A 13,137-nucleotide genomic window follows, 5' to 3' on the forward strand; every position below is an offset into this window, starting at 1 on the left:
GCGACTCGGCGTCCTCGCTCCGGAGTCGGACGTGAGGTGCGACCATGGTCGTGGCGACCACGGGACGATTCCCGCCGGCACGAGGTGGAGGTGACCATGACCGCGGCGGTGTTCGGCCACGACGGCCCATGGACCGAAGAGGAGTACCTCGCCCTCGGCGAGACGCAGCAACGCGTCGAACTCTTCGACGGGAGCCTCCACGTGACGCCAGCACCCACTCCGCGCCATCAGAACATCTCTGGCGAGCTGCGCGCCCTGCTCCGCACGCCGGTGCGCCAGGCCGGCCTTCGCGTGCTGGAGGCCGTGAACGTGCGGCTCAGGTTCGGCCGGATCCTGATTCCCGATCTCGCCGTCACCGATGACGTCGATCTCCGAGTTCCGGTGATCGAGGCGAGCAGTGTCCGACTCGTCTGCGAGATCATCTCGCCGAGCAACGCCGCCACCGACAAGGTGCTCAAGATGCACTACTACGCCGCGGCCGGCATCGAGTCGTACCTCCTCGTCGATCAGGAGTCCCTGACGACGCGGTTGTACCAGCGGCGTGGCTCGCACTATGTCGAGCGGTCCACCGCCAAGGCCGGCGACGTGCTGGAACTGACCGACCCCGTCCGGGTCGCAGTCCGCCCGGAGGAACTGCTCGACTGACGGATGTCGGTGTGCTCGCCTAGGGTCGGACGTATGGGATTCGATGCGGCGACCGCCGCCGTGCAGGCCGCCCTCGACGCCGGGGCCCGCTACGCGGACGCCCGCGTCATGCACCGCCGCTACGAGTCGATGTCGGCGCGCAACGGCGACATCGAGGAGCTGGCCCAGCACGAGAGCATCGGCCTGGGCGTGCGCGCGCTGGTCGGCTCCGGCTGGGGCTTCCACGCCGTACCCGAGCTGTCCGACGCTGCGGCCCGCGACGCCGGCCGGCGCGCCGCGGCGATCGCCACCGCGAGCGCGCGGGTTCCCGGTCCGCCGATCGACCTGGTGCCGGTGGAGGCGGCGGTGGCGAGCTGGGCCTCGGAGTGCGCGGTCGACCCGCTCGGGGTGCCGCTGTCCGACAAGGGCGACCTGCTGGTCGGCGCCACCGCCACGATGCGGGAGCACGGCGCCGACCTGGCCGAGGGGCTCTACCAGATCTGGGACACCACGAAGTGGTTCGTCTCCAGCGAGGGCCACCGGATCGACCAGCACATCCGCGAGTGCGGCGGCGGCATCTCGGCCACCTCGATCGGCGACGGCGAGACGCAGCGCCGGTCCTACCCGAGCTACCGCGGGCAGTACGGCACCACCGGCTGGGAGCTGGTCACCTCGCTCGACCTGGCCGCGCACGCCGCCCGGATCGCCGAGGAGTCCCGCGAGCTGCTCACCGCGCCGGAGTGCCCGGCCGGCGAGACCGACCTGATCCTCGGCGGCGAGCAGCTCGCGTTGCAGATCCACGAGTCGGTCGGGCACGCCATCGAGTTGGACCGCATCCTCGGCTGGGAGGCGGCGTTCGCCGGCACGTCCTGGCTCGACCTGACCCGGCTCGGCTCGCTGCGCTACGGCTCCGAGCTGATGAACGTGACGATCGACCCGACCATCCCGGGCGCGCTCGGCAGCTTCGGCTTCGACGACGAGGGCTCACCGGCGGTGCGGCGGGACGCGGTCCGCGAGGGGCGGTGGGTCGGGGTGCTCGCCGGCCGGGACTCGGCCGCCGTCGCCGGCCTCGATCACGGCGGCAGCGTACGCGCCGACGGCTGGGCCCGGCTGCCGATGGTGCGGATGACGAACGTGGGCCTGGAACCGGGCCCGCACACGCTCGACGAGATCATCGCGGCCACCGACGACGGCGTGCTGATGGACGTCAACCGGTCCTGGTCGATCGACGACAAGCGGCTCAACTTCCAGTTCGGCTGCGAGGTCGGCTGGGAGGTGCGCAACGGCCGACGGGGGCGGATGCTGCGCAACCCCACCTACACCGGCATCGGGCCGGTCTTCTGGCGCTCGATGGACATGCTCTCCGCCGAGACGGTCGCGTGGGGCACGCCCAACTGCGGCAAGGGGCAGCCCGGCCAGGTCGGGCACACCGGCCACCCGGCCGCGCCGGCCCGGTTCCGCGGCGTCCGGGTGGGGGTGCGCGCATGAGCGAGCGGAGCGAAGGAATCGAGCGGGATCTCGCGGGTCGGGTGGTGGAGCTGGTCCGGCGGGTGGCCGGGCCGGGCGCCGAGGCCGAGGTGCTGGTGACCCGGTCCGATCTGGCGCTGACCCGGTTCGCCAACTCGTTCATCCACCAGAACGTGGCCGAGACCGGCACCGCCGTGCGGCTGCGGCTGCACGTCGACGGCCGGACCGCCGCCGGCGGCGGCAACCGGGTGGACGCCGACGGGCTGGCCGCGCTGGTCGAGCGCACCCGGGCGGCGGCCCGGCTCGCCCCGCCCGACCCGGCCTGGCCGGGGCTCACCGCGTCGGCGCCGACGCCGACCGGCCCGGCCGTCGACGAGGCCACCGCGTTCGCGTCGCCCGACGAGCGGGCCGCCCGGGTCCGCGCGTTCGTGGACGCGGTCGAGGGGTTGGAGGCGGCCGGCTACTGCCGCACCGCGTACCGGTCGGGCGCGTTCGCCAACTCGGCCGGGCACTCGGCGGTGGGCCGGGCCGCCGAGGCGGCGATGGACGGCATCGCCCGCACCGGCGGCGCGGACGGGGTGGCGCGGCTCTGCGCCGACCGCCTGGCCGACCTGGACGGCGCCGCGCTCGGCGCCCGCGCGGCGGCCAAGGCGCGGGCCGCGACGGACCCGGTCGAGCTGCCGCCGGGGCACTACGAGGTGGTGCTCGAACCGGCCGCCGTGGCCGACCTGCTCCAGAACCTCGCCTGGTACGGCTTCAACGGCAAGCGGCACGCCGAACGTCAGTCCTTCGCCGAGCCGGGCACGGCCCAGTTCGACCCGGTGGTCACGCTGGTGGACGATCCGCTGCACGCCTCGACGCTGCCGTTCGACCTGGAGGGCACCGCCCGGCGGGCGCTCACCCTGGTGCGGGCCGGCACCACCACCGCGGTGGCGCACGACCGACGCAGCGGCGCCGGGGCGGGCACCGGGTCCACCGGGCACGGCATGGCCGGCGGGTCGACGTTCGGCCCGATCCCCAGCAACGTCCGCCTGCTACCGGCGGACGCCGCCCCGGGCGCGACCGTCGACGGTCCGGCCACGACGGTGGGCGCGGGGGTGACCGGGGCGGTAGGCGACCCGGACACGGCGGCCCTGGTGGCCGGCGTGCGACGCGGGCTGCTGGTCAGCGACTTCTGGTACACGCGGGTGCTGGACCCGAAGCAACTGGTGGTCACCGGCCTGACCCGCAACGGCGTCTGGCTGGTCGAGGACGGTGTGCCGGTGCGGGCGGTGCGTGACTTCCGGTTCACCGAGTCCTACCCGCGCGCGTTGGGGCCGGGCCGGGTGCTGGGCCTGGGCCGGCGGCCGGTCCGGCAGCCGGACCGGTTCGACGGGTCGTGGTGGGAGGGCCCGCCCCTGCGGCTGTCCTCGTGGAACTTCACCGGCGGCGCGTCCGGCTGACCGGTCGGCCCGCGCCGGCGACCGGTGGGCGCGCCGCTCGCCACCCCACGCATATTGATCATGATCCGGGTCTTTCCAACCAGCGGGACACACGGGACACTGCGTTGCGCGGCCGGGCCGTGAAGATCGGCGTAACGTGTGTCACTTAGCCGCGCCGGTTCACCGGCGTGGTCCCACGCGTGCGCAGGACGTGACAGTGACGTCAGGGAGATGACTCGAATGACATCAACGGCGACGAGGCCGCGGGGAGCGCGGGCACGAGCCGCCATCGCGGCGAAGACGTTGCGGACCGACCGCTGGTGGCTCGCACCACTGATCACCGTGGTCGGGCTCAGTGCCTGGGTCATCTACGCGACCGTCCGGGTCTTCATGCACAAGTGGTACTGGGTGGATCAATACCACTACCTGACGCCGTTCTACTCCCCCTGCGTGACCGAGCGGTGCGTCGAGGGCTCCTCGCACTTCGGCAGCTTCCTGCCCGGCTGGTGGATCATCCCGGACGCGGCGTTGACCCTGCCGTTCCTGCTGCTGTTCCGGCTGACCTGCTACTACTACCGCAAGGCCTACTACCGGTCGTTCTGGCTGTCGCCGCCGGCCTGCGCCGTGCCGGACGGGCACCAGACGTACAGCGGGGAGACGCGGTTCCCGCTGCTGGGGCAGAACCTGCACCGCTACTTCTTCTACGCCGCCGCGATCATCTCGCTGATCAACACCTGGGACGCGATCTACGCCTTCCACTCTCCCGAGGGCTTCGGCTTCGGCCTGGGCAACGTCATCCTGCTGATCAACGTGGTGATGCTCTGGGCGTACACGATCTCGTGCCACTCCTGCCGGCACATCATCGGCGGCCGGCTCAAGCACTTCTCCAAGCACCCGGTGCGATACAAGGCGTGGACCGGGGTGTCCTGGCTGAACGTCCGGCACATGCAGCTCGCCTGGATCACGCTCGGCACCCTGGCGTTCACCGACTTCTACGTGATGGCGATCGCCGCCGGCTGGTTCAACGACCTGCGGTTCATCAACTGAGGGCCCCTGACATGACTGAGACGCGAATCGAACGACACCACTACGACGTCGTCGTGATCGGGGCCGGCGGCGCCGGCCTGCGCGCGGCGATCGAGGCCCGGCTGGCCGGCAAGAAGACCGCGATCATCTCGAAGTCGCTGTTCGGCAAGGCGCACACGGTGATGGCCGAGGGCGGCGCCGCGGCGGCCATGGGCAACGTGAACTCGCGGGACAACTGGCAGGTGCACTTCCGGGACACCATGCGCGGCGGCAAGTTCCTCAACAACTTCCGGATGGCCGAGCTGCACGCCAAGGAGTCACCGCAGCGGATCTGGGAGCTGGAGACGTACGGTGCGCTCTTCGACCGCACCAAGGACGGCAAGATCTCGCAGCGCAACTTCGGCGGCCACGAGTACCCGCGCCTGGCGCACGTCGGCGACCGGACCGGCCTGGAGCTGATCCGCACCCTCCAGCAGAAGATCGTCTCCCTCCAGCAGGAGGACAAGCGCGAGTTCGGCAGCTACGACGCGCGGATCCGGGTCTTCTCCGAGACCACGATCACCGAGCTGCTGCTCGACGGCGACCGGGTGGCCGGCGCGTTCGGCTACTACCGGGAGTCCGGCGAGTTCATCCTCTTCGAGGCGCCGGCCGTGGTGCTGGCCACCGGTGGTGTCGGCCGGTCCTACAAGGTCACCTCGAACTCGTGGGAGTACACCGGCGACGGCCACGCGCTGGCGCTGCGCGCCGGGGCCACGCTGATCAACATGGAGTTCCTCCAGTTCCACCCGACCGGCATGGTCTGGCCGCCCTCGGTGAAGGGCATCCTGGTCACCGAGTCGGTGCGCGGCGACGGCGGCGTGCTGAAGAACTCCGAGGGCAAGCGGTTCATGTTCGACTACGTCCCGGACGTCTTCCGCAAGCAGTACGCGGAGACGGAGGACGAGGCGGACCGCTGGTACACCGACCCGGACAACAACCGGCGTCCGCCGGAGCTGCTGCCCCGCGACGAGGTCGCCCGCGCGATCAACAGCGAGGTCAAGGCCGGTCGGGGTACGCCGGCCGGCGGCGTCTACCTGGACATCGCCTCCCGCAAGTCGGCGGAGGAGATCCAGCGCCGGCTGCCGTCGATGTACCACCAGTTCAAGGAGCTGGCCGACGTCGACATCACGAAGGAGCCGATGGAGGTCGGCCCGACCTGCCACTACGTGATGGGCGGCGTGGAGGTGGACCCGGATTCCGGCGCGGCGGCCGGCACGGTGCGCGGGCTCTTCGCCGCCGGTGAGGTCTCCGGCGGCATGCACGGCTCCAACCGGCTCGGCGGCAACTCCCTGTCCGACCTGCTGGTCTTCGGCAAGCGGGCGGGCGGGCACGCCGCGACGTACGCCGACCAGCTCACCGCCCGCCCGGCGGTGTCGGTGGCGGCGGTGGAGGCCGCGGTGGAGACGGCGCTGGCGCCGTTGCAGCGCGACACCGGGGAGAGCCCCTACCAGCTCCAGCAGGACCTCCAGGTGGTGATGGGGGATCTGGTCGGCATCATCCGGCGGGAGGGTGAGCTGGCCGACGCGCTCGGTCGGCTGGCCGAGCTGCGGGAGCGGGTGGCGAAGGTGAGCGCGGTCGGCGGCCGGCGCTACAACCCGGGCTGGCACCTGGCGCTCGACCTGCGCAACATGCTGGTGGTCTCGGAGTGCACCGCGAAGGCGGCGCTGGAGCGGCAGGAGTCGCGCGGCGGGCACACCCGGGAGGACTACCCGGCGATGGACCCGAGGTGGCGGCAGGTCAACCTGGTCTGCTCGCTGGACGGCGACGCGGTCCGGCTGACCCACAAGCCGCTGCCGAGGATGCGGCCGGAGCTGATCGGGCTGTTCGACCGGGCCGAGCTGTCGAAATACCTGACCGACGAGGAGCTCGCCGAGTTCGACGCCCACACCGAAGAGGAGCGCTGAGGTATGGGAACCAAGCGACAGTTCCGCATCTGGCGGGGTGACGAGACCGGCGGCGACCTGCAGGACTACACGGTCGAGGTGAACGAGGGCGAGGTCGTCCTCGACGTCATCCACCGGCTCCAGGCCACCGAGGCGCCGGACCTGGCCTGCCGGTGGAACTGCAAGGCCGGCAAGTGCGGCTCCTGCTCGATGGAGATCAACGGCAAGCCGCGGCTGGGCTGCATGACGCGGATGTCGACGTTCGAGGAGGCGGAGACCGTCACGGTCACGCCGCTGCGGACCTTCCCGGTGATCCGGGACCTGGTCACCGACGTCTCCTTCAACTACGAGAAGGCCCGGGAGACCCCGGCGTTCGCGCCGCCGGCCGACGTGGCGCCCGGTGACTACCGGATGCAACAGGTCGACGTGGAGCGCTCGCAGGAGTTCCGCAAGTGCATCGAGTGCTTCCTGTGCCAGAACGTCTGCCACGTGATCCGCGACCACGACGAGAACAAGCCGGCGTTCTCCGGTCCCCGGTTCTTCATCCGGGCCGCCGAGCTGGACATGCACCCGCTCGACGCGCGCACCGACCGCAAGGAGTACGCGCAGTCGGAGATGGGGCTCGGCTTCTGCAACATCACCAAGTGCTGCACCGAGGTCTGCCCCGAGCACATCAAGATCACCGACAACGGGATCATCCCCATGAAGGAACGGGTCGTGGACCGCAGGTACGATCCCCTTGTGTGGCTCGGTAACAAGATCTTCCGGAGGGGTCAGGTGCCTCAGACCAGCGCGACCAGCGGGCATGCCAGCGGTGCGGTGACCACCGGCGCGGCTCACCGCGGGGTGCACTCGCACGCCGGCGGCTCGCACGACAGCGGCGCCGAGCGCCAGGTCCAGCAGGGCGTCAACTGGCAGCGCGAGGTGCCGCACCCGACGGCCCCGGCGGTCGACTCCAGCGGCCGGCTGCCGCTGACCGAGCTGACCTTCGACCGGGCCGCCGCGCCGTCGCCGTTCGGCGACGACGTGGAGTTCCCGCTGCCGGCGGAGCACCTCAACTTCGCCCACCCGCAGCAGGACGAGCCGAAGCACTGACCAGCGGCGCGACGATGACGGGGGCCAGCGGCACACGCCGCCGGCCCCCGTCCCGTTTCCGACCGGCTGTCCGGTTCGGCGAGCCCATCGGGCCCGGCACGGCAGGCGGTGGGACCGCGCGGCGTGGTGCGGAGGGCGGCGAGCCCGCGTGGCCTGGTGCGGCAGGCGGTGGGACCGCGTGGCGTGGTGCGGCGGGCGTCGGGCGCGGCTCAGGAGTCGGCGAGCAGCGGGCGCAGCGCGGGCACGATCGGCACGTCGGCAGGCAGCCAGTCGACGGTGTCCAGCTCGGTCGCGGAGAGCCAGCGCAGCTCGGCGTGCTCCAGCGCGGTCGGCTGGTCGCCGTGGAGCAGGCGGGCCGCGTAGACCCGCAGGACGGACCGGCCGTGGGCCATCCGGACGTCCCGCCCGACCCGGGCGCCGACCGCGACCCGGACGCCCAGCTCCTCGGCGCACTCCCGGGCCAGCGCTTCGGTCTCGGTCTCGCCGGGCTCGACCTTGCCGCCGGGGAACTCCCACCGCCCCGCCACCTCGGGCGGCGCGGCGCGCTCGCAGGCGAGGACCCGGCCGGCCACGATGATCGCCGCTCCGACGACCACCCTCGGCTCCCGCCGGTCGGCCTGCCCATTTCCGCTAACCCGTTCGGTCCGCACGGGCCACCAGCGTGCCAGATCAATCGGCGGTTTGGGTAGCTGAGTCGGCCATCAGGCCAGCAGAAGACGGAAGTGTGGGCGTGGACACACCATCTGTGCGACGACAGACTAGAGGGCGTCGACTGGGACACGGGATGGCGACGATTTGGCCACAAGCCGGCAACGACGCCTGGGAGGTGCGGTGATGCGCGTGCTGTTCAGCAGCCGGGCGAAGCACGACTACCTCAGCGACGCGCTCGCCCTGCTGTCCGGGTGGACGCGGGAGGGCGAGCAGCTCAGCCGCACGCTCACCCTCGACGACACCCAGCACGCCGCGCTCACCGAGCGGGTGGCGGTGGTCGCCGACGCGCTGCGGCTGCGCCCCGAGATCAGCCGCCAGGCCGGGCGGACCCGGATCCGGTTGGGCCACGACGACGGCGATCCGCTCACCGAAGGTGAGGTGCTGCTCGCGGCCCGCATCGAGGACGCGGTCCGGGCGGTCACCGCGCCCTGAGCACTGGCACGCCTGCCCTACCGTCGGAGTCATGTCTGGCGCTACGTACGACCGCAAGGAACAGTTCCAGCAGATCCAGAGCGGGCTGCTGCCCGGGGAGCAGATCATCGCCGTCTACGACGCGATCGGCACCGGCACCGGCTTCATCGGCCTGACCGACCGGCGGGTGATCGTGCAGGACCGCTCCTTCGTCGGCAAGCGGTACGCCATCACGAGCATCCCGTACTCGAAGATCACCAGCGTGAGCGTGGTGAGCAACAAGTCCTGGGGCGGCTCGTTCTTCTCCACCGGGGCGATCGCCGTGCACGTCGGCACGCACACCTACGAGGTGGAGTTCCGGGGCGCGGAGAAGAGCCACCACGTGCACAACGTCATCCTGCACCACATCTCCTGACCGGCCTGGCACAATCGCCGCCATGCGGGGGCTGACGGCGCGGTGGCGCACCTGGCGCGACGAGCACCGGTGGGCCGTACGCCTGATCCGTCGGCTGCTGCTGGTCGGCGCCGCCGGCGCGGTGCTGCTGGCGGTGGCGACGGCGGCCAGCGTGGCCTGGGTCCGCGACGACGCCGAGGGGCACATGTTCGCCGCCGCCGACGTGCCGGCCGCGCCGGTGGCGCTGGTGCTCGGCGCCCAGGTGGAGGCCGACGGCACGCCGTCGCCGTTCCTGGCCGCCCGGCTGGAGATCGCCCGGCAGTTGTTCGACGCCGGCAAGGTCAAGGTGGTGCTGGTCTCCGGCGACCACATGGACTGGGATTACGACGAGCCGGACGCGATGCGCCGCTGGCTTGTCGACCGGGGCGTGCCGGCGGAGAAGGTCGTGCTCGACCACGCCGGCTTCGACACCTACGACTCGTGCGCCCGCGCCCGGCGCGTCTTCGGCGTGCGGCAGGCCACAGTGGTCACCCAGTCGTTCCACCTGCCCCGCGCGGTGGCGCTCTGCCGGCAGGCCGGCATCGAGACCAACGGCGTCGGCGACGACACCGTCCGCCGGTTCGCCGAACAGTGGCGGGTCAGCGCCACCCGGGAGTACGGCGCCTGCGTGAAGGCCGCGGTGGACGTGCTCTCCGGCCGCGACCCGGTGCACCTGGGCCGCCGGGAGACCGGAGTGGACGACGCGCTCCGGGCCGGCTGACGGCGGTAATCCGGTTGTCGGGCGCGGCAGCGGCTGGTCTGCTGGTTCCGGAGCAGCCCACGGAAGGAGCACCGCCATGCCGGAAGCGGCGAAGTCCCGCCACCCTGTCGTCAACCTCCTCGAGAAGAGACTTCGTGTTTTCGTACCCCATTCCGGCGGGGGTCGCTGACCACCCGCCGCGTCCCGTCCGGCCCGGTCGACGGGAGGCCGTGTGATGTCCGTCTTCGACGATCCCGGCCACTTCGGACGGCTCTGGGCCGCCACCTACGACGGCCCCGGCAACCCGGATCCCACCCCAGCCGTCGACTTCCTCGCCCCGCTCGCCGAGGGCGGCCCGGTGCTCGAACTGGCCGTCGGCACCGGCCGGGTGGCCCTGCCGCTGGCCGCGCGCGGCCTCACCGTGGAGGGCGTCGAGGCGTCCCCGGAGATGGTCGCGCTCCTGCGCGCCAAGCCCGGCGGCGAGCAGCTGCCGGTCACCATCGGTGACATGGCGGACGTCCCGGTGTCCGGGCCGTACCGTCTGGTCTTCCTGGTGTTCAACACGCTGTTCAACCTGGTCGACGCGGAGCGTCAGGCGGAGTGCTTCCGCAACACCGCCCGGGTGCTGGCGCCCGGCGGGGCGTTCGTCATCGAGACGTTCGTGCCCGACCCGGCCGACGTCGGCCGGGACCAGCAGGTCCAGGTCCGGGCGGTGACCGAGGGCTCGGCCACCATCCGGATGCACCGGTACGACCCGGCCACGCAAACGGTCCTGCGGCAGACCGTCACGTTCGACGCCGACGGCGTGCGCCTCGAACCGTTCGCGATGCGCTACGCCTGGCCGGAGCAGATCGACGAGATGGCGCAGCGGGCCGGGCTCCACCTCGCCGAGCGGTACGCCGACTGGGATCGGACGCCGTTCGACGCGGACAGCCGCACGCACGTCTCCGTCTACCGACTCGGATAGGGGTCGCGCCGAGGGCCGGGACGCTGGTCCCCGCCCTCGGCCGTCCCGGTTACGCTGACCGGCCGGGAGGGCCGATGACCGTCACCGTCGCCGCGATGGACGACACGCACGCCGACGCCGTGCTGGAGATCTATCGCCTCGGCATCGCCGAGGGCAATGCCACGTTCGAGACCGGGCCGCCCGACTGGCCCGGGTTCACCGCCGGGCGGTCGCCCGACCACCGCTGGGTGGCGCTCGACCCGACCGGGCGGGTGCTCGGCTGGGTGGCCTGCTCCCCGGTCTCCGACCGCTGCGTCTACGCCGGGGTGGTCGAGCACTCCGTCTACGTGCACCCCGAGGCGCGGGGCCGTGGCATCGGCCGGCTGCTGCTGGACGCGCTGATCGACTCCACCGAGGCGGCCGGCGTCTGGACCATCCAGTCCGGCGTGTTCCCGGAGAACACCGCCAGCCTGGCGCTGCACGCGACCCGCGGGTTCCGGGTCGTCGGCACCCGGGAGCGGATCGGCCGGCACCACGGCGTCTGGCGGGACGTCACGCTCATCGAACGGCGCAGCCCCCGGATCCGCTGACCGCGGACCGGGGGCCGAGCGCCGGGGGCCTAGCGGGACTCGCGGTTGAACAGCCGCCGGGACCAGAGGTAACCGCCCAGCGCGATGGCGGCGCACCAGCCGAGCGCGCTCCAGCAGTCGTTGCCGATCGGCTCGGCCATCAGCAGCCCGCGCAGGCTCTCGATGATCGGGGTGAACGGCTGGTACTCGGCGAACCAGCGCAGGCCGGCGGGCATCGAGTCGGTGGGCACGAACCCGCTGCCGAGGAACGGCAGCAGGATCAGCGGCATCGGCAGGTTGCTGGCGGTCTCCACGCTCTCGCTGACCTGGCCGAGCGCGACGGCCAACCAGACCAGCGCGAACGTCACCGCCGCGAGGAGGCCGACCGCGCCCAGCCAGCCGGCCGGCCCGGCGGTGGGACGGAAGCCGACCAGCAGCGCCACGCCGATCACCACGGCCAGGCTGATCGCCGTCTGGATCATGCTGCCGAGGACGTGTCCGGTCAGCACCGAGACGCGGGCGATGTGCATGGTGCGGAACCGGGCGATGATGCCCTCGGTCATGTCCATGGCGATCGAGATCGCGGTCCCCTGGACCGTGGCCGCCACCGTCATCAGGATGATCGCCGGCGCCACGTAGTTGGCGTACGCGGCGCGGGATCCCGCACCGGCCGCGCCGCCGCCCCCGAGCCCGGCGCCCAGGGTGCCGCCGAGCACGTAGACGAAGAGCAGCAGGAACACCACGGGCATCCCGACCAGCATCACGGTCATCGACGGGTAGCGCAGCATGCGCTTCAGGTTGCGGCGCAGCATGGTCACCGAGTCACGCAGCGGGTGGAAGCGCATGTCGGCGTGGGCGGAGATGCTCATGACGTGGTCACCTTCCGGTCGGTGAGGGCGAGGAAGACGTCGTCGAGGTCGGGGGTGTGCACGGACAGTTCGTCGACCTCGACGCCCCGGTCGTCGAGCCGGCCGATCAGCGCCTTCAGCGAGCGCAGGCTGCCGTCACCGGGCACCCGCAGGGCGAGCGCGTCGCCGTCGCGGGTGGCCTGGTCGAGCACCCGTACCGCCACGTCGAGGCGCGCCGGGTCGGCGAACCGCAGCCGGACGTGCCCGCCGGGGATGCGACGCTTCAACTCCTCGGGCGTGCCCTCGGCGACCACCCGGCCGTGGTCGAGCACCGCGATCCGGTCGGCCAGCTCGTCCGCCTCGGCCAGGTACTGCGTGGTCAGGAAGATGGTCACACCGCCGGCCACCAGGTCGCGGACGATCTGCCACATGTCCCGGCGGCTGCGCGGGTCGAGCCCGGTGGTCGGCTCGTCCAGGAAGATCACGCGCGGGCTGCCGACCAGCGTCATCGCCAGGTCGAGCCGGCGCAGCATGCCCCCGGAGTAGGTGGACGCCGGCTTGCCGGCCGCCTCGGTCAGGCCGAACCGTTCGAGCAGCCCGGCGGCGCGCCGCCGGCCCTCCTCCCGGGGCAGGTGGTGCAGGTCCGCCATCAGCCGCAGGTTCTCCGCGCCGGTGAGCAGCTTGTCCACCGCGGAGAACTGGCCGGTGACGCCGATCGCGGCGCGTACCGCGTCCGGCTCGCGGGCGAGGTCGTGCCCGGCGACCCGGACCTCGCCGCCGTCGGCGGCGAGCAGCGTGGACAGGATCCGCACCGTCGTGGTCTTCCCGGCACCGTTCGCGCCGAGCAGCGAGAAGACCGTTCCTTCGGGTACGCGCAGGTCGATGCCGTCGAGCACGACGTGGTCGCCGAACGACTTCCGGAGCCCGGTGACGGCGATCTGATTCGTGGTCATGGTCGCTCTCC

Annotated in this window: 14 protein-coding genes; 11 read left to right on the forward strand and 3 right to left on the reverse strand. The window is 72.2% G+C overall.

Annotated elements, in window-relative coordinates:
- Positions 1 to 96: 96 nt before the first annotated feature.
- From ACH495_RS06555 to ACH495_RS06580, 6 genes are all read left to right on the forward strand, one after another.
- On the forward strand, positions 97 to 645 hold the full coding sequence (locus tag ACH495_RS06555; RefSeq protein WP_396856740.1) for a Uma2 family endonuclease: 549 nt from the start codon (positions 97 to 99) through the stop codon (positions 643 to 645).
- Positions 646 to 678: 33 nt separating this feature from the next.
- Positions 679 to 2,112, forward strand: a complete 1,434-nt coding sequence (locus tag ACH495_RS06560; protein WP_396856741.1) for a TldD/PmbA family protein — start codon at positions 679 to 681, stop codon at positions 2,110 to 2,112.
- Positions 2,109 to 3,533: a metallopeptidase TldD-related protein gene (locus ACH495_RS06565; RefSeq protein ID WP_396856742.1), complete on the forward strand. Its 1,425-nt coding sequence runs from the start codon at positions 2,109 to 2,111 to the stop codon at positions 3,531 to 3,533. Before ACH495_RS06560 ends, ACH495_RS06565 begins: the two co-directional genes overlap by 4 nt.
- A gap of 219 nt (positions 3,534 to 3,752) precedes the next feature.
- Positions 3,753 to 4,559, forward strand: a complete 807-nt coding sequence (locus ACH495_RS06570; RefSeq protein ID WP_396856743.1) for a hypothetical protein — start codon at positions 3,753 to 3,755, stop codon at positions 4,557 to 4,559.
- 11 nt (positions 4,560 to 4,570) lie between these two features.
- A complete protein-coding gene (locus tag ACH495_RS06575) occupies positions 4,571 to 6,481 on the forward strand; it encodes a fumarate reductase/succinate dehydrogenase flavoprotein subunit (RefSeq protein WP_396856744.1) in 1,911 nt (636 codons plus the stop codon).
- Positions 6,482 to 6,484: 3 nt separating this feature from the next.
- Positions 6,485 to 7,555 (forward strand): succinate dehydrogenase/fumarate reductase iron-sulfur subunit, encoded by a 1,071-nt coding sequence (locus ACH495_RS06580; protein WP_396856745.1) that lies wholly within the window; start codon positions 6,485 to 6,487, stop codon positions 7,553 to 7,555.
- 209 nt (positions 7,556 to 7,764) lie between these two features.
- On the opposite strand, the gene ACH495_RS06585 is transcribed toward ACH495_RS06580, so the two are convergent.
- Positions 7,765 to 8,151: a (deoxy)nucleoside triphosphate pyrophosphohydrolase gene (locus ACH495_RS06585; protein WP_396856746.1), complete on the reverse strand. Its 387-nt coding sequence runs from the start codon at positions 8,149 to 8,151 to the stop codon at positions 7,765 to 7,767.
- Positions 8,152 to 8,389: 238 nt separating this feature from the next.
- On the opposite strand from ACH495_RS06585, the gene ACH495_RS06590 reads away from it, so the two are divergent.
- The 5 genes from ACH495_RS06590 to ACH495_RS06610 all read left to right on the forward strand — a co-directional run bounded on the left by ACH495_RS06590 (position 8,390) and on the right by ACH495_RS06610 (position 11,346).
- A complete protein-coding gene (locus ACH495_RS06590; protein WP_396856747.1) occupies positions 8,390 to 8,698 on the forward strand; it encodes a 4a-hydroxytetrahydrobiopterin dehydratase in 309 nt (102 codons plus the stop codon).
- 31 nt (positions 8,699 to 8,729) lie between these two features.
- Positions 8,730 to 9,092, forward strand: coding sequence for a PH domain-containing protein (locus tag ACH495_RS06595; protein ID WP_396856748.1), 363 nt, complete (start codon positions 8,730 to 8,732; stop codon positions 9,090 to 9,092).
- A gap of 22 nt (positions 9,093 to 9,114) precedes the next feature.
- Complete coding sequence (locus ACH495_RS06600) at positions 9,115 to 9,831, forward strand: vancomycin high temperature exclusion protein (RefSeq protein WP_396856749.1); 717 nt, start codon at positions 9,115 to 9,117, stop codon at positions 9,829 to 9,831.
- Positions 9,832 to 10,045: 214 nt separating this feature from the next.
- On the forward strand, positions 10,046 to 10,777 hold the full coding sequence (locus ACH495_RS06605) for a class I SAM-dependent methyltransferase (RefSeq protein WP_396856750.1): 732 nt from the start codon (positions 10,046 to 10,048) through the stop codon (positions 10,775 to 10,777).
- Between the two features lie 74 nt (positions 10,778 to 10,851).
- Complete coding sequence (locus ACH495_RS06610; RefSeq protein ID WP_396856751.1) at positions 10,852 to 11,346, forward strand: GNAT family N-acetyltransferase; 495 nt, start codon at positions 10,852 to 10,854, stop codon at positions 11,344 to 11,346.
- Between the two features lie 29 nt (positions 11,347 to 11,375).
- Here the strand turns inward: ACH495_RS06610 and ACH495_RS06615 are convergent, their stop codons facing one another.
- On the reverse strand, positions 11,376 to 12,194 hold the full coding sequence (locus tag ACH495_RS06615; RefSeq protein ID WP_396856752.1) for an ABC transporter permease: 819 nt from the start codon (positions 12,192 to 12,194) through the stop codon (positions 11,376 to 11,378).
- A complete protein-coding gene (locus ACH495_RS06620) occupies positions 12,191 to 13,126 on the reverse strand; it encodes an ATP-binding cassette domain-containing protein (protein WP_396856753.1) in 936 nt (311 codons plus the stop codon). The genes ACH495_RS06615 and ACH495_RS06620 overlap by 4 nt, the downstream gene beginning before the upstream one ends.
- Between the last annotated feature and the right edge of the window lie 11 nt (positions 13,127 to 13,137).

This window comes from Micromonospora sp. NPDC018662, assembly GCF_044391475.1.
In the GTDB taxonomy this organism is placed as follows: Bacteria; Actinomycetota; Actinomycetes; order Mycobacteriales; family Micromonosporaceae; genus Micromonospora.

Coding starts and splice junctions, on each gene's coding strand:
- ACH495_RS06555 (WP_396856740.1), top strand. CDS start 97: ATGACCGCGGCGGTGTTCGGCCACGACGGCCCATGGACCGAAGAGGAG.
- ACH495_RS06560 (WP_396856741.1), top strand. CDS start 679: ATGGGATTCGATGCGGCGACCGCCGCCGTGCAGGCCGCCCTCGACGCC.
- ACH495_RS06565 (WP_396856742.1), top strand. CDS start 2,109: ATGAGCGAGCGGAGCGAAGGAATCGAGCGGGATCTCGCGGGTCGGGTG.
- ACH495_RS06570 (WP_396856743.1), top strand. CDS start 3,753: ATGACATCAACGGCGACGAGGCCGCGGGGAGCGCGGGCACGAGCCGCC.
- ACH495_RS06575 (WP_396856744.1), top strand. CDS start 4,571: ATGACTGAGACGCGAATCGAACGACACCACTACGACGTCGTCGTGATC.
- ACH495_RS06580 (WP_396856745.1), top strand. CDS start 6,485: ATGGGAACCAAGCGACAGTTCCGCATCTGGCGGGGTGACGAGACCGGC.
- ACH495_RS06590 (WP_396856747.1), top strand. CDS start 8,390: ATGCGCGTGCTGTTCAGCAGCCGGGCGAAGCACGACTACCTCAGCGAC.
- ACH495_RS06595 (WP_396856748.1), top strand. CDS start 8,730: ATGTCTGGCGCTACGTACGACCGCAAGGAACAGTTCCAGCAGATCCAG.
- ACH495_RS06600 (WP_396856749.1), top strand. CDS start 9,115: ATGCGGGGGCTGACGGCGCGGTGGCGCACCTGGCGCGACGAGCACCGG.
- ACH495_RS06605 (WP_396856750.1), top strand. CDS start 10,046: ATGTCCGTCTTCGACGATCCCGGCCACTTCGGACGGCTCTGGGCCGCC.
- ACH495_RS06610 (WP_396856751.1), top strand. CDS start 10,852: ATGACCGTCACCGTCGCCGCGATGGACGACACGCACGCCGACGCCGTG.
- ACH495_RS06615 (WP_396856752.1), bottom strand. CDS start 12,194: ATGAGCATCTCCGCCCACGCCGACATGCGCTTCCACCCGCTGCGTGAC.
- ACH495_RS06620 (WP_396856753.1), bottom strand. CDS start 13,126: ATGACCACGAATCAGATCGCCGTCACCGGGCTCCGGAAGTCGTTCGGC.